The organism is Kineobactrum sediminis, from assembly GCF_002868715.1.
GTDB classification, from domain to species: Bacteria; Pseudomonadota; Gammaproteobacteria; order Pseudomonadales; family Halieaceae; genus Kineobactrum; species Kineobactrum sediminis.
Genome location: NZ_PKLZ01000003.1, coordinates 452,988 through 475,480, shown reverse-complemented (window position 1 = coordinate 475,480; position 22,493 = coordinate 452,988). Strand labels below are relative to the sequence as shown.

At 61.0% G+C, this 22,493-nt stretch carries 20 protein-coding genes; 7 read left to right on the top strand and 13 right to left on the bottom strand.

Annotation, left to right across the window (positions count from 1 at the left end):
• Nucleotides 1-89: 89 nt before the first annotated feature.
• A complete protein-coding gene (locus CWI75_RS18650) occupies nt 90-170 on the bottom strand; it encodes a type II toxin-antitoxin system RelE/ParE family toxin (protein WP_241521134.1) in 81 nt (26 codons plus the stop codon).
• A gap of 323 nt (nt 171-493) precedes the next feature.
• Between CWI75_RS18650 and CWI75_RS07430 the strand changes: the two genes are divergently transcribed.
• Genes CWI75_RS07430 through CWI75_RS07420 form a run of 3 tightly spaced genes read left to right on the top strand, consistent with a single transcriptional unit; the run spans nt 494 to nt 2,481 of the window.
• The gene (locus CWI75_RS07430) at nt 494-688 is read left to right on the top strand and encodes a type II toxin-antitoxin system VapB family antitoxin (protein ID WP_101520834.1); all 195 of its coding nucleotides are present in this window, start codon (nt 494-496) and stop codon (nt 686-688) included.
• On the top strand, nt 685-1,074 hold the full coding sequence (vapC, locus tag CWI75_RS07425) for a type II toxin-antitoxin system VapC family toxin (protein WP_101520833.1): 390 nt from the start codon (nt 685-687) through the stop codon (nt 1,072-1,074). Before CWI75_RS07430 ends, vapC begins: the two co-directional genes overlap by 4 nt.
• A gap of 54 nt (nt 1,075-1,128) precedes the next feature.
• The gene (locus CWI75_RS07420) at nt 1,129-2,481 is read left to right on the top strand and encodes a hypothetical protein (RefSeq protein ID WP_241521120.1); all 1,353 of its coding nucleotides are present in this window, start codon (nt 1,129-1,131) and stop codon (nt 2,479-2,481) included.
• 84 nt (nt 2,482-2,565) lie between these two features.
• Here CWI75_RS07420 and CWI75_RS07415 read toward each other — a convergent pair whose 3' ends face one another.
• From CWI75_RS07415 to hrpB, 7 genes are all read right to left on the bottom strand, one after another.
• Complete coding sequence (locus tag CWI75_RS07415) at nt 2,566-2,859, bottom strand: HigA family addiction module antitoxin (protein WP_101520832.1); 294 nt, start codon at nt 2,857-2,859, stop codon at nt 2,566-2,568.
• Nucleotides 2,859-3,137, bottom strand: coding sequence for a type II toxin-antitoxin system RelE/ParE family toxin (locus CWI75_RS07410; RefSeq protein ID WP_101521018.1), 279 nt, complete (start codon nt 3,135-3,137; stop codon nt 2,859-2,861). Before CWI75_RS07410 ends, CWI75_RS07415 begins: the two co-directional genes overlap by 1 nt.
• A 276-nt stretch (nt 3,138-3,413) precedes the next feature.
• Nucleotides 3,414-3,728, bottom strand: a complete 315-nt coding sequence (locus CWI75_RS07405; protein WP_101520831.1) for a HigA family addiction module antitoxin — start codon at nt 3,726-3,728, stop codon at nt 3,414-3,416.
• Nucleotides 3,729-3,997: 269 nt separating this feature from the next.
• Entirely contained in the window at nt 3,998-4,342 is a 345-nt protein-coding gene (locus CWI75_RS07395; protein ID WP_101520830.1) for a helix-turn-helix domain-containing protein, read from the bottom strand.
• 298 nt (nt 4,343-4,640) lie between these two features.
• Nucleotides 4,641-4,892 carry a TIGR03643 family protein gene (locus CWI75_RS07390; RefSeq protein WP_101520829.1) on the bottom strand — a complete coding sequence of 84 codons (252 nt, stop codon included), beginning with the start codon at nt 4,890-4,892 and terminating at the stop codon, nt 4,641-4,643.
• A gap of 137 nt (nt 4,893-5,029) precedes the next feature.
• Nucleotides 5,030-5,254, bottom strand: a complete 225-nt coding sequence (locus tag CWI75_RS07385) for an addiction module protein (RefSeq protein ID WP_101520828.1) — start codon at nt 5,252-5,254, stop codon at nt 5,030-5,032.
• Nucleotides 5,255-5,409: 155 nt separating this feature from the next.
• On the bottom strand, nt 5,410-7,968 hold the full coding sequence (gene hrpB / locus CWI75_RS07380; RefSeq protein ID WP_101521017.1) for an ATP-dependent helicase HrpB: 2,559 nt from the start codon (nt 7,966-7,968) through the stop codon (nt 5,410-5,412).
• A gap of 293 nt (nt 7,969-8,261) precedes the next feature.
• Between hrpB and CWI75_RS07375 the strand changes: the two genes are divergently transcribed.
• Nucleotides 8,262-9,761: an HAD-IB family hydrolase gene (locus CWI75_RS07375; protein ID WP_162300015.1), complete on the top strand. Its 1,500-nt coding sequence runs from the start codon at nt 8,262-8,264 to the stop codon at nt 9,759-9,761.
• Here the strand turns inward: CWI75_RS07375 and CWI75_RS07370 are convergent.
• The 3 genes from CWI75_RS07370 to CWI75_RS07360 all read right to left on the bottom strand — a co-directional run bounded on the left by CWI75_RS07370 (nt 9,733) and on the right by CWI75_RS07360 (nt 13,715).
• Entirely contained in the window at nt 9,733-10,740 is a 1,008-nt protein-coding gene (locus CWI75_RS07370) for an isocitrate dehydrogenase (RefSeq protein WP_101520826.1), read from the bottom strand. The two genes, CWI75_RS07375 and CWI75_RS07370, sit on opposite strands and share 29 nt — an antisense overlap.
• A 47-nt stretch (nt 10,741-10,787) precedes the next feature.
• The gene (locus CWI75_RS07365; RefSeq protein ID WP_101520825.1) at nt 10,788-12,521 is read right to left on the bottom strand and encodes a DUF885 domain-containing protein; all 1,734 of its coding nucleotides are present in this window, start codon (nt 12,519-12,521) and stop codon (nt 10,788-10,790) included.
• 66 nt (nt 12,522-12,587) lie between these two features.
• Nucleotides 12,588-13,715, bottom strand: coding sequence for a zinc-binding dehydrogenase (locus tag CWI75_RS07360; RefSeq protein WP_101520824.1), 1,128 nt, complete (start codon nt 13,713-13,715; stop codon nt 12,588-12,590).
• Nucleotides 13,716-13,824: 109 nt separating this feature from the next.
• Between CWI75_RS07360 and ptsP the strand changes: the two genes are divergently transcribed.
• Both ptsP and CWI75_RS07350 read left to right on the top strand, forming a co-directional pair.
• Nucleotides 13,825-16,065 (top strand): phosphoenolpyruvate--protein phosphotransferase, encoded by a 2,241-nt coding sequence (ptsP, locus tag CWI75_RS07355; RefSeq protein ID WP_162300014.1) that lies wholly within the window; start codon nt 13,825-13,827, stop codon nt 16,063-16,065.
• Between the two features lie 60 nt (nt 16,066-16,125).
• Complete coding sequence (locus tag CWI75_RS07350) at nt 16,126-17,004, top strand: lysophospholipid acyltransferase family protein (protein WP_101520822.1); 879 nt, start codon at nt 16,126-16,128, stop codon at nt 17,002-17,004.
• Nucleotides 17,005-17,034: 30 nt separating this feature from the next.
• Here the strand turns inward: CWI75_RS07350 and CWI75_RS07345 are convergent, their stop codons facing one another.
• Both CWI75_RS07345 and CWI75_RS07340 read right to left on the bottom strand, forming a co-directional pair.
• A complete protein-coding gene (locus tag CWI75_RS07345; protein ID WP_241521119.1) occupies nt 17,035-18,396 on the bottom strand; it encodes an MATE family efflux transporter in 1,362 nt (453 codons plus the stop codon).
• A gap of 191 nt (nt 18,397-18,587) precedes the next feature.
• Nucleotides 18,588-19,112 carry a peroxiredoxin family protein gene (locus tag CWI75_RS07340; RefSeq protein ID WP_101520821.1) on the bottom strand — a complete coding sequence of 175 codons (525 nt, stop codon included), beginning with the start codon at nt 19,110-19,112 and terminating at the stop codon, nt 18,588-18,590.
• Nucleotides 19,113-19,253: 141 nt separating this feature from the next.
• On the opposite strand from CWI75_RS07340, the gene CWI75_RS07335 reads away from it, so the two are divergent.
• Nucleotides 19,254-22,487 (top strand): amidohydrolase family protein, encoded by a 3,234-nt coding sequence (locus CWI75_RS07335; RefSeq protein ID WP_101520820.1) that lies wholly within the window; start codon nt 19,254-19,256, stop codon nt 22,485-22,487.
• The last annotated feature ends 6 nt before the right edge of the window (nt 22,488-22,493 follow it).

The following is a 22,493-nucleotide window of genomic DNA, read 5'->3' as shown; positions in this document are numbered from 1 at the left end:
GGACGAAGATCAGTAGTAGAGTGAAGTCGCCGGGAAGGCCGACGAGGCCGTGGGAACCCCAGCTTCCGGACGGAGCCACTTGTTATACATTAATCGTAGTGGCTCCAGAGCCGAAGAACTTTCACCACCCGGTCTTCATCGAGCACCTGGTATACCAGGCGGTGTTGGATATTTATGCGGCGTGAACAGGCCCCGGCAAGATCACCAACGAGTCGTCTGCGCCTATCGATTGCTATGCCGCGTTAAGCTCAACCTTTTTCACTCTATCCAGCTTGAGATTCCTGCTTGCATGCCATAGGTCGTAGGCATCCTGCATTGCAAGCCAGCTCTCTTGGCTAAGCCCGAGCGACTTGGAAAGACGAAGCGCCATTGCAGGACTCATGAAGTGGTTCAAGAAGGGGCAGCGGTTACGGCGTCCCGTTTGCTTGACTTGCTATGTGTATACTATCTATAATTTGTACACATTTCGCAATTATACATAGAGCGCTCGATCATGCGAACCAATATTGAGATAGACGACAAGTTAATGAATGACGTTATGAAGGCCACGGGCTTAAAGACCAAGAAAGATGCGGTTGAGGCTGGACTCAAGACGTTGATTAGGCTGAATAAACAGGAAAACATAAAGAAACTTCGCGGGAAATTGCAATGGACTGGAGACCTTGATGATATGAGAACCAACTCATGATCATAGTTGACTCCAGCGTATGGATTGATTATTTCTCTGGGGCGTACGGCCCTCAGACTGACAGGCTCGATAATACCCTTGGGATAAAGCCGGTCGCTATTGGTGATTTGATTTTAACTGAGGTATTGCAGGGCTTTAGGCATGACAAAGACTACAGGGCTGCACGCAAGGTTTTTGAAGATGTAGCCATTTTCGATATGCTCGGCAGGCAAATGGCCATTAAGAGTGCAGAGAATTTTAGAGCACTACGAAAAAAGGGCATTACCGTTCGCAAGACTGCGGATGTAATTATCGCGACATTTTGCATTGAACAGAAACTCCCTCTTCTTTTTTCAGATAAGGACTTTAAACCCTTCGTCAAACATCTCGGCTTAGCGGAAGCCTGAGATACACATAACACTTTATCTTATATAGGGGATTGCTTTTTGAGGGGGTGGCTAATGACGGCCAATCAGCGTTGGTGCAATCGCCTGGTTCCGGGGCTGGTGGTTTCTGTCGCCATGCTCACGTCTTCACTGAGTATGGCGTGGTCGGATCACGCAACCCTTGCCTGGCCCCTGCTACGTGCCATGCCAGAGGTTGCAGCGGCGCCCCCGCTGGAAGTTGAGACGTTACAGACGTTTTTGACGGCACAGGCCCAGCCGGTAGCCCAACTTCTGGGCGAACATGAGCAATGGGCGCGCACGAGCATGCCGCACTATGCGCCCCTCCCCGACGAGCTCACGTTTACGCCTTCGGCCGAGGGAGAGGCGCTTGAACGCTCTTTTCTGGAGGCGATACGGGTAAATCCAACGCGCTCTTATCAGCCTTATCGCCAGATGATGGCCTACGAGGCACTGTCGGCAACTGACTCGATAATCGACGTGTCTGAACTGACCTTCCTGCGCGGCACTATCGAGTCGAATCGCTCACGGTATGTAAAGTTGGGTAGTGGCGATACGGTGCCGGCGGCCAGCGTAGTGGCGAGCGCCTCTGACGAACCCGATTTTGGCCTGGACATCGGCCTGTACGAAGACAATGGTACCGAGCACGGTGCGCGGTATGGTTTTGGTGTGCAGCCTTTCGGGAATCCTAATCTGGAGTACAGCTCCCAGGCGCCTTTTCACATGGGTTTCTACCATCTGGATTGGTTGAGTCAAAGGGCGCAGCCCGGTTTGTTGGTCACCTACCCGATGTATCGGACCGAACTGTACCGAAAGTTGGCAACGCTGGCTTTTGCAGGCGGGCACGATTATTGGGGGTGGCGCTTTATGGGCTGGGGTTTGCACTATGTGGGTGACCTTGCCCAGCCCTATCACGCAGTGCCCCTACCCGGCATAGGGCTGGTGGAAAGTTTGTGGACAGTGGTGACCAGCCAGGTGGGGGCAGCGATTCAGCTGGTATCCAATCGTCATGGCGTGATCGAGGCGTTTCAGATGGGTGTGGTCACCAATGCGGTACAAGCCCGGCATTGGGAACACCCCACCCTCAGCCAGGTGGCGCAGCTGCAGGCGACAAAGCCCTGGACATCGAGCACCCTGGTCGATGACCTGGCGTTGAGTTCGGTACAGGGTGCCCCGGGCCTGGATGGCGCACTTGAACGCTGGGTGCCACCAAAACTGGTGTCGGATGCCACCTTCGAATTTTCGCAATCGCCGGAGGAGGCGGACATACTGTCTGTGATCGGGTCCTACCATCCGGATTCAGGCGCTGAGCTCGAGAAGGCGTTGAATCAACAGATGGGGCGGTTTTCCTATTTTGCCCAGGCCTGGATCCGCTCGATAATACAGACCCAGGGTATCGAGCCCGGTTGAACAAATATGATCTGTGACGTTTCCGCGGAAACGTTTTATGGTTATAAAACAGCGCGGGTTAATAACGTTTTTGCTTGGCAAATCTTATGCAGCGTTAAGCTCAACCTTTTTTACTCTATCCAACTTGAGATTCCTGCTTGCATGCCACAGGTCATGGGCATCCTGCATGGCAAGCCAGCTCTCTGGGCTACGCCCGAGCGCCTTGGAAAGACGAAGCGCCATCGCAGGACTCACGCCGCTCTGGAGCTTGAGTATCCTGTTTAATGTGGAGGGGGAAACATCAAGCTTCTCCGCAAGATAGCGGCAACTCAGGCCAAATGGCTCCATGTAGGTTGCGAAAATGAACTCTCCGGGATGAGGCGGGTTATACATGGTCATTAGTGGTAGTCCTCATAATCAAGCAGATACACATGCCCATCGTGAAACTCAAAGGTCAAACGCCAGTTGCCACTGACGGATATAGACCAGAAACCTTTGCGGTCGCCCTTTAACTGATGCATTTTGTATCCAGGAAGGTCCAGATCTGAGACTTCCATCGCGCTATCCAGAGCAGCTAATTGCATTCGTAGTCGACTGGCGTGCTTAGTCTGAATGCCACGAGTACTGGCTGTCTCGTAGTACAACTTCAGTCCCTTGTGCTTGAAAGACTTGATCACGGATCGTAGTGTAGCGTGTTGCGCAACACTGTCAAGCTGCGTAATGTGAGGGGCAATATCATTTCCCCGGCTTGTTATTCGAGGGTGAAACTCTAGCACAGGCCCAAAGTATCAAGCCCGCCTGGACGAATATGATCTGTGACGTTTCCGCGGAAACGTTTTATGGTTATAAAACAGCGCGGGCTAATAATATCTGCGTCTATCTGGATTGCATCTTGTGCGAGCGACGGATCACCTCTGCTGATACTGCATGGGGCAATATGCCCGGCTGTACTTTCACGCAGCATGTAATGGTTTAATCCGGTCTACCGCTTCCTTGACAGATTGTGCCGCCGTCCACAAATCAACCGAACGCTGCGCATTCAGCCAAAACTCGGGAGAGTTACCAAACAAGCGGGCAAGCCGAAGCGCCATTTCGGGACTAACAGCACGGCGCTCTCTCAACAACTCATTAACTGACTGGCGAGAGACGCCCAGAGACGCAGCAAGCCTGGTCACCGTCAGGCCATAATCTGGCAGAAAGTCCTCCCTGAGCATTTCACCAGGATGAGTCGGCTTGCGCTGCATGCCTTTATTGTTGGGAATAGCCATAATCATTATCCTCTTCAGTAATACCTAATGGCTCAAGGCACAGTTCTCTAATAATTTCCCCAGGATGGGGAGGATTGTGCATCAACATGGCAATACCTCAGTGATAGTCTTCATAGTTGACGACCTCGGTATATTGACTCCCGGGTTGTTACGCAACGGGGACTCTAGCAAGGCCCAAAATATAAAGCCCAGTTGAACAAATATGATCTGCGACGTTTCCGCGGAAACGTTTTATGGTTATAAAACAGCGCGGGCTAATAACACCTGCTTTAACGGCGATGCTTTTCACCCGTCCCCTGCAGATCCTTGTTGTTTTTCTGGGAATGCAGTGGAACAAAGTCGATTTTCACTTCATATCCCATTGCCTCAGCATAATCTGCGATGGTTGAAAGCTTTGGTGAAATTGAGGAACTAACGCTCTCCAGCCGAGAAATATTGCTCTTCTTGGTGTTAAGCCGATCCGCAACTTCTTCCTGAGTAAGGCCCTCACTTTGGCGCAATGCGACAAGCTTACGACGCAATTCGTAAGCAGGGGACAACCGTTCATATTCTTCGGCCACATCGGGGCGATCTAGAGCCTTTACTTTAAAACTTTTAAAATCTGGTCTTGCCATCACTCTAACTCCTTCAATCTACGGCGAGCCTTCTCAATCTCTTTAATGGAAATTAGCCAAGATCCCCGCAGGAAACGCCAGGACCTCGGATTCAACCCTCAGGTTAACGAATGTTATCTTCCATGACATCGAAACAAGTTATCATAAATGATAACTTTGTCAAACAAGAAGTTCGATGTCAGAAGGTAGCCAGGTCCTGCATGACCTGCAGCGGGCGCTGGGCCAGGTGCCCGGCTTGCCGATGATGTAAAGCAGAGCCGCGATACATGACTGAACGCTAACTCCTGCGCTGATCGGATCACCTCTGCTTATACTGCGTGGGGCAATATCCCCGGCTGATGTCCGGATTGCGCAACTTCAGGTGTTTTGTGGAACGCCCGCTCACTCTTTTGCGCCACAGCTTGAAGCTCTGCGGCTTGAGGTTACTGCGCATTATTCTGATCACCCGTGACTCGTTCAACCCAAATTGCCGCTCAATAGCTTCAAACGGCGTTCTGTCCTCCCAGGCCATTTCTATAACCCTGGATTTTTCATCGGTTGATAGCGTCATTTGCAGTGGCCGGGAATTCGTTGGAACATCGATACGTTTACCAGATCGGGTAATATCCACGACTGATAGCCGGATTGTTTTGTGCAGCCCACCCTCACTGTTAAACCCTACCCAACCAGTACTGCGGACGCCGTCGGTTATATGATCAGTGCCCGGGCCTTCCTCATCACATCATCACCGGAGACAGCCTGAACCGAACCGTCGTCAAGTTCTTCTGATCTTCGTCGAGCCTCGACTAACCAGTCAGACCGAAGCTCTTCTTCCGATGGTGATTCAAGGCTCAAGACCAATCGCTGGATTAGCTTGGCTCGCTCTGCCTTCGGAAGATGCAGCGCCTCGTCTTCAATTTTCTGGAGATTCATTGGGAAAACCTCTTGGTCGCATATTGGCCGATTCTGACATGGAGGCCTAAAGTTGTAACGGAAAGCACCAGGGAATGGAATAGGCCCGTTGAAATTGCTGGGAATTTATCCCGGGCATAATTTGCCCGATCTCAGATTGCGCAACTGCAGGTATTTCATGCCCCACTTACCCGCCTCTTGACATGCCGCGTCGGCAACGCCTTTAGCGGGTCATCCGGCCATGGATGCTTGGGATAGCGCCCTCTCATTTCCTTTTTTACTTCCGGGTACACGTTGCGCCAGAATGTGGCCAGGTCCTGGGTCACCTGCAGCGGGCGCTGGGCGGGAGACAGCAGGTGCAGCTGCAGCAACTGGCGGCCGTTGGCGATGCGCGGGGTGTCGGCGCAGCCGAACATTTCCTGCAGTTTTACCGCCAGCACGGGGGTGTCCGGCAGGTAGTCTATGGCGACGCTGGAGCCGGAGGGCACTACCAGGCGCTCGGGCGCCAGTTGTTCCAGATCCAGCGGCAGGGGCCAGGGCAGCAGGTTCAGCAACAGTTGCCGTAAATCCACCCGGGCGAAGTCCTGCAGTTTGCGCACCTGCCCCAGCCAGGGCAGCAGCCACTGCTCCAGGCTTGCCAGCAGTGCGGCGTCACCCAGGTCGGGCCAGGGCCTGGCGGTGTTGTCCGGGTCCAGGCGGCGCAGCAGTGCCACCCGGGCCCGCCATTGTTCCAGCGCCGGGGTCCAGGGCAGCAGTTGCAGGCCGCGCCGGCGCAACAGGCTACCCAGGGCCGCCGCCAGTGCCTCTTCGGGTAGCTGTTGCAGTGTCTGGCTGGCCAGGGTGAGGCGGCCAACCTGCTGCCGGCTCTGGGCCACAAACTGGTCGGCGCTGTCATCCCACTCGGCGCGTTCGGTGCGGGTCACCAGGGGCGCCAGTACATCGCTGAAGCGCGCCGGGTTCAGTTGGCTGGCACTGTAGATGCGATCGGCACTGCTGCCGCGCTGGCCGCCCACCTCGCCCACCGCCAGCCATTCGGCGGTGGCCAGGGGATCCCCCGCCGGCAGGGTGGCGCTGCGGCCGTTGGCCAGCTGGAACTCGTCGGCCTCTCCCCCGCTGCGCCGTCGTGCTATGCGGTCCGGCCAGGCGCTGGCCAGCAGCACCGCGGGCAGGTCTTCCGCGGGTACCGACAATACCGGCGCGGTTGGCTGGTATATCTGCGCCACAATCTGCTGGTAGCGTCGCGCCTGCTGCCGGCAGCGACGTTGCCAGCCCTGCAGCTCCTTCGGGCAGGGCTGGGTGCCCTGTAATACCGCCAGGGTAGTGGCCAGCTCTGCGCCGGCATCCGCCAGCGGGTTGCGCTCGGCCAGGGCCGCGGCCAGCAGCGCCGCGGCCTCGGTGGCGCCCAGGTCACAGGCCAGCAATAACATGTGCCCCAGCCGCGGGTGCAGCGGCAGTTGCGACAGCCTGACGCCGTGGGGAGTGAGTTGCCAGCGGCCGTCGTCCCGGGCAAAGGCGGCCTCGCCCAGGGCCAGTACCTCAAGGCCCTGGCGATAATTGGCCGCCGGGGGCGGGTCCAGCCAGCGCAGTTCGGTAGGGTCATAAACGCCCCAGGCCAGTAACTGCAGCACCAGGGGCGCCAGGTCTGACTGCAGTATTTCCGGGGTGCGCTGGGCGGCCAGGCGCTGTTGCTGTTCCTCGCTCCACAGGCGATGGCAGTGCCCCGGGCCCAGGCGGCCCGCGCGCCCGGCGCGCTGTTCCGCAGACGCCCGGGAGATGCGCCGGGTGGCCAGGCGGGTGGTGCCGGTGCTGCTGTCAAACAGCGCCTGCCGCTCCAGGCCGCTGTCGATCACCGTGGTAATGCCCTCGATGGTGAGACTGGTTTCCGCGATATTGGTGGCCAGCACAATCTTGCGCTGGCCCGGCGCGCAGGGTTCTATCGCCTGCTGCTGGCGCTGCAGGGGCAGGCCGCCGTACAGCGGCGCCACCACGGTATCGGGCAGTGGCTGCCGGGCCAGCAGGCGCGCCAGGCGCTGGATTTCGCCCTGGCCGGGCAGGAACACCAGGATACTGCCCTCGCCGCCGGCCAGGGCATCGCGCACGGCCTGCGCCGCGGGTTCAACCACCGAGTCACCAATGGCCAGGCTGGCGCCGTGGCTCACGGTCACCGGAAACTGGCGGCCCTGTGAAGTCAGTACCGCCGGGTCATCCAGTAGCCCGGCCACCGGCACTCCCGACAGCGTCGCCGACATGACCAGCAGGCGCAGGGGCGGCCCCTCGCGAAACAGCTCCCGTCCCTGCAGGCACAGCGCCAGCCCCAGTTCGGAATCCAGGTTGCGCTCGTGAAATTCATCGAAGATCACCAGCCCCACCCCTGCCAGCGACGGGTCGCGCTGCAGGCGGCGGGTGAGAATGCCCTCGGTGATCACTTCGATGCGGGTGGCGGGGCCAACCCGGGTCTCCAGGCGAATGCGATAGCCCACCCGGTCGCCGGTTTCCTCACCCAGCAATGAGGCCATACGCGCCGCCGCGGCCCGGGCCGCCACCCGTCGCGGCTGCACCAGCAGGATCAGTTGCCCGGCAAGCCACTCTTCGGCCAGCAGCGCCAGGGGCACCACGGTGGTCTTGCCGGCACCCGGCGGCGCTTCCAGTACGGCATCCCGGCCGGCGGCGAGCGCCGTGCGCAGGGACGGCAGCACATCGGTGACGGGGAACTCGCTAAGGTGGGGAGGCAACATCAGTCCATAGTAGTGCAGCGCGCGCCTATGGCCAATGCCGGTGCACCGCTTTCCCTGGCTGCACTGTGCTGGTGCGGCCGCCGGCGCCACCGCTGCGTCCCTGTTTCCCGCAAAGGCGCTGTTCACGGGGCTGTCACACATCCCCGCCACAATAACGGCGATGGCAGGCTTCTTGCTGAACCTCTAGGGATGAGCCTGTAGGTATGAGCCTGTAGCTATGAGCTTGCAGCTAACCGCCACGAACCGCTACCGCACCATCAGCCAATCGTTGATCACCACATTGAGGGATGAGCATGGCCAATACCGCACTGGAAAGTCACTTGAGCAGCGTTAAGGAACACGACGGGAAACCGTCGGTGGCGTTCTTTGATCTGGATGGCACGCTGATCGCGGGCTATTCAATCCTGGCCCTGGCGCTGGAAACCGCGCGCAGTGGCATCGCCCGGGGCAAGCTGCGCCAGCCCCTGAAAATGCTGGCGGATACCCTGCGCCAGCGACGGCGCGAGGGTGGCGGCCACTACCACAAGCTGGTGCGTCGGCTGACCCGCGCACTCACTGGTATTCCGGAGCAGAGCCTGCGGGAACTGGGCGAGCGCGCCTGTGCCAGGCACCTGTTGAAGAGCCTTTATCCGGAGGCGATCAGCCTGGTGGAAGCCCACCGGGCCGCGGGCCACAGCCTGGTGATTGTCAGTGCCGCCAGCCACTATCAGGTGGAGCCCATCGCCCGCATCCTTGGTATTGAGGAAATCTGCTGTACCCGCCTGGAAGTGGCGGACGGCTGCTTCACCGGCAAGGTCATTGCCCCCATGTGCTATGGCGAGGGCAAGTCCCTGGCGGCGCGACGGGTCGCCAGGCGCGAGGGCCTGTTGCTGAAGCGCTGCTGGTTCTATACCGACTCCAGTGCGGACCTGCCGCTGTTGCGCGAGGTGGGGTATCCGGTGGCGGTAAACCCGTCCGACAAACTGGGTGCCCACGCCCGCAGCCAGCGCTGGCCGCAATTGCAGTTTGCCAGTCGCGGCCTGCCGGACATGGAATCGATGCTGCGCACCGTGCTCACCGGCCAGGCGATTACCGCCACTGCGGTGGTGGGCGCCTTGGGCAAACGCCTGGGCGTGGGTCGCTTTGCCAATGGCAACCGGGTCACCCGTTTGCTGGGAGACCTGGGCAGCGGGCTGGCGGGCCTGGACTTTGACATCGACGGCGCCGAGCACCTGCGGCAACCGCGCCCGGCCATTTACATCTTCAATCACCAGAGCCTGCTGGATGCCATGGTGCTGGCCCATCTGTTGCGCCGCGATGCCGTACCCCTGTGCAAAAAGGAGATGGCCGCGGTGCCGGTGCTGGGCCAGGTATTGCGCCAGGTGGGCACTATTTTTGTCGATCGCAAGGACACCAACCAGGCGGCAGTACTGCAAAGCGCGCTGGCGGTATTGAACAGCGGCCGCTCTCTGGTGATTGCCCCGGAGGGCACCCGCAGCACCCTGGGCACTATCCAGACCTTCAAGCACGGGGCGTTTTTCCTGGCGCGCAAGGCGGGGGTGCCCATTGTGCCCATCATCCTGCATAACGTGAAGGACGCCCTGCCCAAGGGCGGCTTGTTGCTGCGCCCCGCCACTATCCGGGTAACGGTGTTACCACCGGTGGACATGGCGGGCAGCGGCAGTGGCAGCGTGCGAGCCACCTGCAGCAGCCTGGAGGCGCGTTATGCCCGGCTACTGGGGCAATCCGGCAGTGCCGCCCTGCCCCACGCCGGCAGCACCTGGGTCACAGGCGTTCCAGCAGTGCCTCGGTGAAGTCAGTGGTGCCGTGATGGCCGCCCAGGTCGCGAGTGGTGCGATCGCCCGAGGCAATCACATCGCGCAGCGCCTCACGGATACGCGCGGATTTGTCATCCATGCCCAGGTAGTCCAGCATCTGGCAGGCCGCCAGGATGACCGAGGTAGGGTTGGCGAGATTCTTGCCCGCAATGTCCGGCGCGCTGCCGTGCACCGCCTCGAAGATCGCGCAGTCCTCGCCGATGTTGGCCCCGGGCGCCATGCCCAGGCCACCGACCAGTCCCGCACACAGGTCGGACAATATATCGCCGAACAGGTTGGTGGTGACAATTACATCGAATTGCTCGGGGTTCATCACCAGCTGCATGCAGGCGTTATCCACAATCATCTCGACGGTTTCTATGTCCGGGTAGCGGCTGGCCACTTCCCGCGCCACCTTCAGGAACAGGCCCGAGGTGGATTTGAGGATATTGGCCTTGTGTACCACGGTCACCTTGTGGCGGCGCTCCCGCTTGGCCAGTTCAAAGGCAAACTTGAGGATGCGCTCGGCGCCGTCGCGGGTGATAACGCTCAGCGCCTGGGCGATCTTGTCATCATCTGACACCACCTGGCCCTGTCCGGAGTACATGCCCTCGGTATTCTCGCGCACGGTGATGATGTCGATATTTTCATAGCGTGCCTTGCTGCCCTTGAATGACAGCACCGGGCGCACATTGGCATAGAGCTGGAAGTGCTGGCGCAGGTTGACGTTGATTGAGCTGAAGCCCCTGCCCACCGGGGTCATCAACGGACCCTTGAGTGCTATGCGATTGCGCTCGATGGCCTCCAGGGTTTCATCCGGCAACAGCGACCCGCTGCTTTCCAGGGCACCAAGGCCCGCTTCCACGTATTCATAGTCGAAATCGCAACCCGCCCGGTCCAGGACCTGGATGGTGGCGTCAACGATACTGGGGCCAATGCCGTCGCCCCTCATTACGGTAATTGTGCGTCTGGTCACGGTCTCTCCGCTGCGGGTTTATCAATCTCGGGGTTTATAAACAGGGCCTACTGGCCGGCAATCCACTTGTTCATGCGTTGTTCAAGGGCATCCAGGGGGATGGCACCGGCGCCGAGCAGGGTGTCGTGGAAGGCGCGAATGTCAAAGCGGTCTCCCAGTTCCTGCTCCGCGCGTTCACGCAATTCGAGCATTTTCATCTGGCCGATCTTGTAGGCCAGCGCCTGGCCGGGCCAGCCGATATAGCGATCGATTTCATTGACGATATCCGTCTCGGTCTTGCCGGCATTGGCCTTGAAGTACTCTATGGCCCGCTCCCGGCTCCAGCCGAAGTAGTGCATACCGGTATCGACCACCAGCCGCACCGCCCGCCACATGTCATAGGTTAGCTGGCCGTAGCGGGAATAGGGGTCTTTATACAGGCCCATCTCGTAACCGAGGCGCTCGGAGTACAGGCCCCAGCCTTCCACAAAAGCGGTCTCGCCACCCTGGGTGCGGAACATCGGCAAGCCCTCGAGTTCCTGGGCCAGGGCGATCTGCAGATGGTGGCCCGGTACCGCTTCGTGCACACTGAGCACTTCCATCTCATACTTGGGCCGCACTTCCGGCCGGTACAGGTTGACGTAGTAGTAGCCCGCGCGGGTGCCATTGGCGGCGGGCCGGCTGTAATAGGCAGTGGTAGTGTCCGGCGCGGTTTCCGCGGGAATCGGCCGCACGCCATAGGGCATCCGCGGCAGCTTGCCAAACAATGACACCAGTTCCGGGTCAAGCCGCTTGGATACCGCCAGGTAGCCTTCGTACAGGGCCTCGGGCGTGTCGTAATAGAATTGCGGATCGGTACGCAGGAAGTCGTTGAAGGCCTGCAGGTCACCCTGGAAACCGACGCTGGCTTTCACCGCTTCCATTTCCTCCAGCAGCCGCGCCACCTCGGCCTCGCCGATGGCGTGAATGGCCTCCGGGGTCAGGTCCGTGGTGGTAAAGCGCTCCGCAAGGAAGCGGTACAGTTCGTCGCCACCGGGCAGGCTGCCAATGCCGGGCTGGTCCCGGGCGGCGGGCAGGTACGCCGAGGCCAGGAAATTGCGGAACTCGGTATAGGCGGGGTTCACCCGGGTGCGGATAATGTTTTGTGCGGTCACACGCATCTCGCCGATGGCCACCGTGGACAATGTGTCCGGCATGGTGAGGAAGGGCTTGTAGAAAGGATTTTCCGTGGGGTCACCCGCTACCAGCCGGTCAATCTGCTGGGGCACACGCTCCATCACCACGCGCGCCTGGGTGCGCTCCTGCAGTATCCCCTCTTCCAGCAATTCGCGGTACTGGTCCAGCAACTGGGGCAACCCCTGCAGGCGCGCCAGCCACTGGCGGTAGTCCTGCTCATTCTGGAAGTTGATCTGTTCCTGCAGGGTGTGCAGGTGCTGTGGGCCGCTGCGCATGTTCACCGGCATCAGGTGCAGGCCCAGGGCCTGGCTGCGACGATTATTCTGCAGGCGTTTTACCAGCATGGTGTAGCTTAACTGGTCCTGCCCGGACAGCGCACTGGCGTCTATTTCGGCAAGCTGTTGCAGAAATTCGCCGCGCCGGGCATCGCGCTCGTAGTGGGCGGCAAGGCTGACATCATTCCACTGGTCATTGCCGCTGCTGTCACCAAGCTGGGTGCGCAGTTGCGGCGACTGTTCCAGTGTCCAGTTCCAGTGCGCCTCGACAATGCGCTGGAAATCGTCAGCCGGGGCTGCGAATGTTAAAGCGCTGCTCCAGAGCAGCAGGGCAAGAATCACACGGTGCATGGTGGCCTCCGGAAAAATGACTGTGATCGCGTTAATGTGCGCACGTTATTACGCTGGCTGCCCCGTTCAGGCCTGGGGCAAAACCAGGAATTTCTCCCCGGTGGCGCGACGGTTGTACGCCGTTATCGCTTCCAGGCTCAGCGCCTCGGCCAGGGACACCTGGCGGGTATAGTGGCTGGCAAACGTGGTCTTGATCTCCGCGGCCACCCGCTCGCGCAATTCCGCGCCGCGCTGTGGACCCACTTTTTCCAGGAACAGTGGTAACAGCCAGCCGCCGATGCTCCAGGCAAAACCGAAGTTGCGCGACAACACGGTCGGGCCCATATCCAGCCCACCGTATATGTACAGCTGCTTGAAGGTATTGGAACCGTAGCGGCTGTACTCGGTCATCTTCCGTGCCGCCACCGCCTCGATACTGCTGAGGATGGTGCTGCCCAGCTTGCCGCCACCCAGGGCGTCGAAAGCCAGGGTGGCATTGGTCTTGTCGAGCGCCGCCAGCAGTTCGGGATGAAAGTTTTCCGCTTCCGAATTCACCACGTGCGTGGCGCTCTGCCCCAGCAACAGGGCTTCCTGTTCCGGCTTGCGCACAATATTGACCAGGGGAATACCGTCCTTGATACACAGGCGGTTCAGCATCTGCCCCAGGTTGGATGCCGCGGCGGTATGGACCAGCGCCTTGTGGCCCTCCATGTGCAGCGTATCCACCATACCCAGCGCGGTCATCGGGTTGACGAAACACGAGGCGCCCTCAATGGCCGAGGTGTCATCGTTCAGGGGCAGGCAGGCGTGGGCGCTGACGCAGCGGTACTGGCTGAACATCTCGCCGCCAAAGGCGCCAACGGTGCGCCCCAGCAGTGCCTGCGCCGCATCCGAAGAGCCCGCGGCGATTACCTTGCCGGCACCTTCGTTGCCGGCGGGGAGCGCCTGGCCCAACCGGCCCTGGACCATGCGCATGGCCTCCGCGGGGATATCGGCGGTAACCACCGGCCGCTCGGGAGTACCGGATACCCGGGCGGTAGACATATCCGCGGGACCAAACAGCAGCGCCAGGTCGGAGGGGTTGATCGGTGCCGCCTCCACCTGGATCAACACCTGGTCGGCACCGGGCTCGGGCAGTGCCTGCTCTTCCAGCCACAGGGTCAGGGTGTTGTCTTCGTTCACGCGGGTACGTAACTGCAATCCGGTATCGGCCATGGTTATTATCCTCCAAAAGGTTTACTGGCAACGGCCTGCCACTATAGCTGATACTAGCGGCTTTGGCTGTAACGCTATACCGCCCAGAGCCATCCCGGGGTTGCCTTTAATGAACAAGTTGCTCGAACTGACCCGCATCGTCCAGGCCGCCGCCCAGGCCGACCAGACGGAGGTCCAGGTCAAGCTGATTGTGGAAGCCATCCACCGCGCCATTGCGGTGGATGTGTGCACACTGTATATCGCCGCCGCCGATGGCTCCATGGTGCTGGCGGCCACCCACGGCCTGAGCCAGGCGGCAGTGGGCCGGAGCCTGCCTCCGGGTCGTGGCCTGGTCGGGCTGGTGGCGCAATCGCGGCACCCGGTCAATATTGCCGATGCCGCCGCCCATCCCGACTTCTCTTACCTGCCCGAAGCCCGGGAGGAGGAATTCCGCAGTTTTTGCGGCGTGCCGGTGGTGCGTGCCGGTGCGGTCATAGGGGTGCTGGTGGTGCAATCCTCGGAAGGCCGCTTGATGTCCGAAGAGGAGCAGGCTTTCCTGGTGACGCTGTCCACCCAGCTGGCACTGGTTCTGCCGCTGGAACCCATGGACGGCGCCGTGGCCACGACAACCACCCGCCGGGTACGGGGGGTAAAAGGCTCACCCGGTACCGGCCTGGGCAACGCCTGGATATGCGACAGTGTCGATCTATATTCGGTACCGGACCGGGCCTGCGATGACCCCGCCGCCAGCATCCGGGAATGGCACCAGTTGCTGGCCACTGTCAGCGCCGACGTGGAGGCTGAACGCGAGGCGCTCGGAGAGGAACTGGCGGACGGCGTGGGCGCCGTATTCGCGGCCTACCAGATGCTGCTCAATGATCCCGGCCTGCGCCTGGGTGTCGAACAGGCCATCGCCAACGGCCAGTGGCTACCCGGCGCCCTGCGCCAGGTCGTACACCACTACGCCGAGGCCTTCCTGGCGATTGAGGACCCGTACCTGCGCGCGCGCCACGAAGACCTGCGTCACCTGGGTAATAAACTCTACCAGGCCTGGAGTGGCGCCCCCGAACATATGCCGGCGGAGGACCATGGGCCACTGGTACTGGTAGGTGCCAGGGTCAGCATTTCCGATATTGCCGGCTGCGACCCCCAGCGCCTGGTCGGCATTGTCTGTTACGAGGGTTCCAGCCTGTCGCACACGGCGGTGCTGGCCAACGCCCTGGGGGTGCCCGCGGTAATGGGCACCGGCAAACTGAAAGGGGTTGAAAACGGCAGCGCGCTGATTGTCGACGGCAACGTCGGCCAGGTCATTCTCTACCCCACCCCTTCCGTGCGCGGCGAATTTGAGCGCCTGCAGCAGGCAGAGCAGGTCCTGCGCAGCGAACTGGCGGAACTGCGCAACCTGCCCGCCACCACCACGGACGGCGAGCGGGTACGGCTGTTCGCCAATACCGGCCTGCTCGCGGACATTTCCCCGGGGCTGGCCAACGGCGCCGAGGGCATCGGCCTGTACCGCACCGAAATGCCCTTCATGATCAGCGACACTTTCCCTTCCGAGGAAGAACAGCTGCACATTTATACCCAGGTACTGGCCGCGTACCCGGGTCGGCCGGTCTATATGCGCATCCTCGATATCGGTGGCGACAAGCCCCTCCCCTACTTCCCCATCCGCGAGGAAAACCCGGCCCTGGGCTGGCGCGGCATCCGCTTTTGCCTGGATAACAGCTCGCTGCTGATGACCCAGGTGCGCGCCATGCTCCGCGCCGCCGGCACCGGGGAGGAACTGCACATCCTGTTGCCGATGGTCAGCAATACCGGTGAAATTACCGCATTCCGCAATATCCTGACCGATGCCCTGCAGCAGCTCGCCGAGGAAAAAATCCCGGTGCGGCGTCCCCTGGTGGGCATTATGGTGGAAGTACCCGCCGCCATTTCCCTGCTGCCAATGTGGGCCGACAAACTCGACTTCATTTCCATCGGCTCCAACGACTTGAGCCAGTACCTGCTGGCCCTGGATCGCAACAATACCCGGGTGGCCGGCGCCTACGACCATATCCACCCGGCGGTACTGCACGAGATTGCCCGCATTGCCGCGGTCGCCCGGCAGATCGGGCTGCCCCTGAGCCTGTGCGGGGAAATGGCCTCGGATCCCGCCGCGGTAGTGTTCCTGCTGGGTACCGGCATTCGCACACTGAGTATGAGTGCCTCGAAACTGCCGGGTATCAAGTGGCTGTTGCGCTCGATTTCCGCGGCGGACGCGGCAACCCTGGCACAGCAGGCCCTGACCCTGGACAATAGCACTGCCATTCGCACGCTGCTTGAAGAAGCGCTGCAGCAGCGCGGCCTGGCCCGCCTGCTGGGCGCCGAGTAGCCTCCGGCCGGCACTGCCACGCACGCCACACACTCCACATACGCCACAATGGAGTCGTTTATGACCCTGATGGACAAGGACAACCAACCGCTGCAGGGAGAGCGCCTCGAGGCGCATATCGAGCAGGCGCTGGCGGTTACCCTGCCGCACACGACCGAGGCGCGCTTGACCTGGGAACTGATGCGGCGCCTGTTCCGGCCCATGGTGCAGGGTGCGGAACGGCTGCCACCGGAGCCCTGCCTGTTCGTGGGCAACCACAGCCTGTTTGCCCTCGACGGCCTGGTGATGGCCGCGATGATGCAGCAGGTCTACGGTCGCTTCCTGAGGCCCATGGGCGACAAGTTCCTGTTCACCCACCGCAGCCTGGAGAAAGCGCTGGTCTCCCGGGGAGCGGTAATGGGCCACCCCGCGGTCTGCCACGCGCTGATGGAGCACGGCCAGGACCTGCTGGTGTTTCCCGGCGGTGCCCACGAGGCCGTAAAGCCCAGCCGCTTGCGTTACCAACTGCAGTGGAAGGAACGCTTCGGCTTCATCAAAATGGCGGCGGAACACGGCTATACCATCATGCCGTTCGGGATGGTGGGGCCGGATGAATTCTATAGCCACCTGATCGAGAGTGAGGATATCCCCGATTCGCTACCGGGCAAGGTACTGCGCCGACTGGGCCTGCTGACCGATGACACCCGCACGGATGTACTGCCGCCGATACCAGTGGGTGCGCTGGGCACCCTGCTGCCAAAGCCCCAGCGCTGCTATATCGGTTTTGGCGAACCGGTGCGCCTTGCCCGCTATAAGGAACGCAAGCCCACCAGGGCACAGCTGCGCAGGATCCGCGACCAGGTGGCTCACGAAATTGACCAGCAACTGGCGGAACTGCTGCTGTTGCGGGAGCAGAACCGGCGCAAGGACAGCCTGCTCCGACGCATCCTGACCCTCTGACAATCGCCCTGCCCTCGCTGCGGCGGCAACCTACTCCGCCATCACCCGCGCCAGCCGCGACGGCTTGCGCCAGGTGTGGCCCAGCAGGCGCCGCAGGTAGATTACCGCCAGCGCCAGCAGCATGGCCACAAAGCCCCACCAGCTGACCAGCGGGTCGGCATCCAGGTACCTGATCATGATGAACTGGGAGACCATCATCAGTACGTGCAGGCTCATGGAGGTATTCATCAGCCAGCGGGTATCGCCGGCACCGCGCAGCACCCCGGCGCTGACCAGGATCACGGCATCCGCCAGCACATAGGTGGCCATGCCCAGCATCATCCGGCTACCGAGGCTGGCAATCTCCGAAAAGTCCTGTTCCGGCGTTGAAAAGACCATGATCAGCTGAAAGCGGAATACTATAAACACCACCGCCAGCACCAGGGAATAACCGATCGCCAGCAGGAACCCAGCCGCCATGACCTGGTTGGTCCGGGTCATGTCGCCGGCCCCAACCGCGCGCCCGATCAGGCTGGTTACCGCGATGTTCAAACCGATCAGCGGCACGTAGTTGAGCATGTCCCAGTTGAATACGATCGCCATGGCCGCACCTTCCGCCACGCCATAGGACTGGAACAGCAACAGGAAGAAATTGAAGGTGGCGGCGCCCACGAAGGTCTCGAAGCCCGAGGGCAGGCCCAGGCGGATATAACGGCGTAAAATGGCCGGGTCATAGTGAAACGAGGCCAGCACCTTGAAGCGCTCGCGATGAAAGCGATTGAAGTAAAACACCGTGTAAATCACCACACTGAATGCCGTGGCAATCACGGTACCCAGGGCCGCGCCCTGTATACCCAGCTCGGGAAAGCCGAACTTGCCGAATACCAGCATCCAGGTCAGGGGAATATTGAGGAGCACGCCTATGACATCGGTGATCATCACTACCCGGGTGCGACCGATCCCACAAAAATAGGCGGCGAAGCAGGCTTTGGCCATCACGAACAGGGCGCCCGCCATCATCACGAAATAATACTGCTTCTCCAGTACCACCTGCTGGGGCGGATGATCCATGGCAACAAAAATACCGCTCATCAGCCAGGCAATCACCAGCAACAGGGGCTGGCAGGCCACAGCCATGAGGATACCCTGGGTAAGCACCCGCGGGCATTTGTGCAGCTGGCCGGCACCGTAGTACTGGGCGACCAGCGCGGTGGCGTAGGACATTACGCCGAGAAACAGGGATACACTGACAAAAAAGGTGACCCCGCCGCCGAGCGCCGAGGCAATATGGAGCGCGTCAATACGCGACAGAAACAGCCGGTCGGTGAAAATCATCAGCGCGAAAGCGCTTTGGGACACTACCATCGGCAGTGCCAGGCGGAATAGCTCGCGCAATTCCCTGGTGTTCAACATGCCTCGCTCCGAAGGTCCGGATAACACCGTGCAAGGCGCCACATTGCCGCTCAGCGTTTCGAACAGGGTGAAAATTGGGGGGCAAATTATAGAGGGTAAGGCGCGTTTGCACAGCCCCGTTTAGCGGACATAATGACATTCCGGCGCGGGGGCTACAGTCCCCGCGCCGGAATCAGTGAATCGACCGACCCTTAACGCCTGGGGATATCCAGCTCGCCCAGGGTGGCGGCCATGTCCTGGGCCGCGGAGGCCGGCTGGATTGCGGTATCGATTTTGAGAATGGTGCCGTCCTTGCCAATGTAAAAGGTATGGCGCTTGGCAAAGCCCATGGAAGACAGTACGCCGTAGTCTTTCGCAGCCTGCTTGCCGGGGTCACTCAGCAGGGGAAAATCCGCTTCGGTTTCCTCGGCAAAACCCATGTTGTCCTCAAGCGGGTCCACGCTCGCCATGTAATAGCTGACATCGTAGGCGCGGATCAGGTGGCCATTTTCAGCCAGCGACTTGCATTCGATGGTACATCCGGAGGTATAGGCCTTGGGGTACCACGCCAGCACCACGGCCTGCTTGCCCTTGAAGTCCGCCAGCGAATGGGTCTGGCCATCGGTGCCGGCCAGGCTGAAGTCCGGGGCCGGGTCACCGACCTTGAGGGGCTCGGCAACCAGTGACGATGCGAAAGTCATACCCAGCAACAGGCAGGTGGCGTGAATCAGTTTCATGTTAACTCCTCCGGGAGATTGGGCTGCGCCATTCATTAATGGGCGATAACCTAGTAAGGTACGCAGCCTGCGCCCACTGGATCACCGACGTGCCGGGCCTACCCTACCACTGCCGAGTATAACCCGATGGAACCCCTGATAATGGTTAAACGTACGCTTATTTTCTCGTTGCTGCTGCTCCCCTGTTCATTGACGACCGCAGAGACCGCCACCGATGCATCTTCATGGGACGTGAATAATCCGCCCCTCTCGGTCACCGCTGACCAGGCCACCATTGATGTCACCGAAGGCACCTGGATGAGCCTGGATGTCGCCCCGGACGGCAAGCATGTGGTGTTTGACCTGCTCGGCGACCTGTACGAGATACCGCTTGAGGGCGGCAGGGCCCGCGCCATCACCTCGGGCCACGCCTGGGACATGCAGCCCCGCTACAGCCCCGACGGTCGTTACATCGCCTTTACCTCGGACCGCGCCGGCGGCGATAACATCTGGACCCTGGAGCGCGCCACCAATGAATTCAGGCAGGTGACCTTCGAGACCTTTCGCCTGCTCAACAACCCCAGCTGGAGCCCGGACGGGGATTACATCGCGGCGCGCAAGCACTTCAGCACCTCGCGCTCGCTGGGTACCGGCGAAATCTGGATGTACCATGCCGATGGCGGCAAGGACAACAGCGGCCAGCAGGTGGTACCGCGGCCCAGCCCGACCTTCCAGAAAGAACAGGGTGAGCCGGCCTTCAGTGCCGACGGCAAGAGCCTGTATTTTTCCCTCAATGTTACCCCGGGCGACACCTTCATTTATCACCAGGACAGCAATACCGAGCTGTTCCAGATCCGCCGTGTAGACCTTGCCAGCGGTGACATCAGTACCGTGGCCGGTGGCCCCGGCGGCGCCGTGCGCGCAACGCCCTCTCACGACGGCAGGCAACTGGCTTACGTTAAGCGGGTGCGGGCCGAATCGCGCCTGTTTGTAATGGACCTCGCCTCTGGCGTTGAGCGCATGGTGTTTGATGCGCTGGACCTGGACATGCAGGAAACCTGGGCAGTGCACGGTCTCTATCCCAACATGGCCTGGACCCCGGATAACGAGGAACTGGTGTTCTGGGCCCAGGGCAAGATCTGGCGCCTGGCGGTAGCATCAGGTGAGATCGCGGAAGTACCGTTCTCAGTGCAGGGCAACCGCGACATTTACCCGGCCGTGCGCTTCCCGGTGGAGGTAGCCCCGGAGGAGTTCAGGACCCGTATGGTCCGCTTTGCCCAGCCCTCGCCCGACGGTAAGAGCGTGGTGTTTGAATCCCTGGGACGTTTGTATGTGAAGCGCGGCCAGGACGCACCGCAGCCGTTGACCAGCGACGATAGCGCTGGCTTTGACTACGCACCGGTCTGGGCCCCCGACGGCCGCAACGTGTTTTTCCTGCGCTGGCAGGACGACACCCTCACCACGGTGCGCCGGGTGAGTGCCCGCGGCGGCAAGTCGCGTGCACTGGACCATGAAAAAGGCCAGTACACCGAACTGGCCATCTCCGCCGACGGCGACACCCTCGCCCTGCGCAAGCTCGGCGGCAGCAGCCTGCTCAATCCCGAGTGGGGGGTGAAGCCGGGGCTGTACCTGCTGGACAGCAAGGGCGGCAGCATGGCGTTTGTCAGCGAGCGCGGGCGCAACCCCCATTTCGGCCCCGATGCCGACCGCCTGTACGCCCAGGAGCGCGCCGACAGCGCTACCGGGCGCGGCAGCAGCACCGCCAGCACCAACCTGATTTCCATGACCCGCAGCGGCCACGATGTGCGCGAAATGGCCACCGCCGAGCTGGCCACCACTATCCGCCTGGCCCCCGACGGCCGTCACATTACCTTTGAAGACGGCCAGCAGATGTACCTGGCTGCCGCCACCTTCACCGGCAAGCCACTGGTGCTGGACGCCGCAGAAACCGCATTTCCCACGGTGCAGGTCAGCACCATCGGTGGCAGCTACCTGGGCTGGAATACCGCGGGCACCGCCGTGAGCTGGAGCACCGGCTCCGAACTGAAAACCGTCGCGGTCACCGACGCCTTCGCGGAGGGATTCGAGCCGCCCGCCAGCGGTAATGACCTGTCCATGGAAGTGGCCAGTGCCGTACCCGACACCCGCCTGGCGCTGACCAACGCCCGCCTGGTCACCATGAACAGCAACCGCGACGTGATTGAGGTGGGCACCGTGCTGGTCGAGGGCAATCGCATTCGGGCCATCGGCGACAGCACCCTGGCGATACCGGAAGGTTACCGCGAGGTCAACATGGCCGGTAAAACCCTGTTGCCCGGGTTTGTCGATATCCATGCTCACGGTCCTTATGGCAGTAACGACATCATCCCCCAGCAGAACTGGAACATGCTGGCGCATCTTGCCCTGGGCGTGACCACCGTACACAACCCCTCCAGTCGCGCCAACCTGGTATTCGCCGCCGCCGAGTATGCCCGTGCCGGCAAAATCCTGGGGCCGCGTATCTTTTCCACCGCAGAGATTGTTTACGGCGCCAAGAGCACATCGTGGTCACCGGTGGACAACATGGCGGACGCCCTGGCCCACGTACGCAGGCTCAAGGCCCAGGGCGCGATAACGGTCAAGAACTACAACCAGCCTCGCCGGGACCAGCGCCAGATGGTGACCGAAGCGGCGCGCCGGGAAGGCCTGATGGCGGTGGCCGAGGGTGGCTCTCTCTACCACATGGACATGAACCTGATTGGCGACGGCATCACCGGCATTGAGCACAACGTACCGGTACTGCAAATGTATAACGACGTTACCCAGTACTGGAGCCAGAGCGAGGCCGGGTATACGCCCACGTTGGTGGTGACCTTTGGCGGCCTCACCTCGGAAGATTATTACTACCAGGACACCGAAGTCTGGAAGCATCCCATCCTGGCCAACTTCGTACCGCCGGCCGTGCTGCAGCCGCGCTCAGTGCGTCGTCCGATGGCACCGGCTGCAGACTACCGGGACGACGATGCCGCCGCGGCAGCAAAGGTATTGCTGGATGCGGGAATCATGGTGAACACCGGTGGGCACGGCCAGCGCGAGGGCCTGGCGAGCCATTGGGAAATGTGGAGTTTTGTCCGCGGTGGCTTCAGCCCGATGGAAGCGTTGTCGGCGGCCACCATCAACCCGGCCACCTACCTGGGCATGGACGGCGATATCGGCTCACTGGAGGTCGGCAAGCTGGCTGACCTGGTGATACTGGACGCCAACCCGCTGGAGAACATCCGCAACACGGACCGGATCAGCAACATTGTGCTCAACGGCCGCGTTTACGATGCGACCACCCTGGAAGAAGTGCACACCGGCGATGCCACCCTGGCGCCCTTCTACTGGCAGGGCCGTCCGGAATCGGCTATCCGCTAGCGCATG

What these genes read in the sequence shown, in the direction of transcription:
- CWI75_RS07395 (WP_101520830.1), bottom strand. Translation starts at nt 4,342, where the DNA reads ATGGCAAGACCAGATTTTAAAAGTTTTAAAGTAAAGGCTCTAGATCGC.
- CWI75_RS07390 (WP_101520829.1), bottom strand. Translation starts at nt 4,892, where the DNA reads ATGACGCTATCAACCGATGAAAAATCCAGGGTTATAGAAATGGCCTGG.
- CWI75_RS07430 (WP_101520834.1), top strand. Translation starts at nt 494, where the DNA reads ATGCGAACCAATATTGAGATAGACGACAAGTTAATGAATGACGTTATG.
- CWI75_RS07360 (WP_101520824.1), bottom strand. Translation starts at nt 13,715, where the DNA reads ATGGCCGATACCGGATTGCAGTTACGTACCCGCGTGAACGAAGACAAC.
- CWI75_RS07375 (WP_162300015.1), top strand. Translation starts at nt 8,262, where the DNA reads ATGGCCAATACCGCACTGGAAAGTCACTTGAGCAGCGTTAAGGAACAC.
- CWI75_RS07340 (WP_101520821.1), bottom strand. Translation starts at nt 19,112, where the DNA reads ATGAAACTGATTCACGCCACCTGCCTGTTGCTGGGTATGACTTTCGCA.
- CWI75_RS07335 (WP_101520820.1), top strand. Translation starts at nt 19,254, where the DNA reads ATGGTTAAACGTACGCTTATTTTCTCGTTGCTGCTGCTCCCCTGTTCA.
- CWI75_RS07415 (WP_101520832.1), bottom strand. Translation starts at nt 2,859, where the DNA reads ATGACCATGTATAACCCGCCTCATCCCGGAGAGTTCATTTTCGCAACC.
- CWI75_RS07420 (WP_241521120.1), top strand. Translation starts at nt 1,129, where the DNA reads ATGACGGCCAATCAGCGTTGGTGCAATCGCCTGGTTCCGGGGCTGGTG.
- CWI75_RS07405 (WP_101520831.1), bottom strand. Translation starts at nt 3,728, where the DNA reads ATGGCTATTCCCAACAATAAAGGCATGCAGCGCAAGCCGACTCATCCT.
- ptsP (WP_162300014.1), top strand. Translation starts at nt 13,825, where the DNA reads ATGAACAAGTTGCTCGAACTGACCCGCATCGTCCAGGCCGCCGCCCAG.
- CWI75_RS07385 (WP_101520828.1), bottom strand. Translation starts at nt 5,254, where the DNA reads ATGAATCTCCAGAAAATTGAAGACGAGGCGCTGCATCTTCCGAAGGCA.
- hrpB (WP_101521017.1), bottom strand. Translation starts at nt 7,968, where the DNA reads ATGTTGCCTCCCCACCTTAGCGAGTTCCCCGTCACCGATGTGCTGCCG.
- CWI75_RS07345 (WP_241521119.1), bottom strand. Translation starts at nt 18,396, where the DNA reads ATGTTGAACACCAGGGAATTGCGCGAGCTATTCCGCCTGGCACTGCCG.
- CWI75_RS07365 (WP_101520825.1), bottom strand. Translation starts at nt 12,521, where the DNA reads ATGCACCGTGTGATTCTTGCCCTGCTGCTCTGGAGCAGCGCTTTAACA.
- vapC (WP_101520833.1), top strand. Translation starts at nt 685, where the DNA reads ATGATCATAGTTGACTCCAGCGTATGGATTGATTATTTCTCTGGGGCG.
- CWI75_RS07350 (WP_101520822.1), top strand. Translation starts at nt 16,126, where the DNA reads ATGACCCTGATGGACAAGGACAACCAACCGCTGCAGGGAGAGCGCCTC.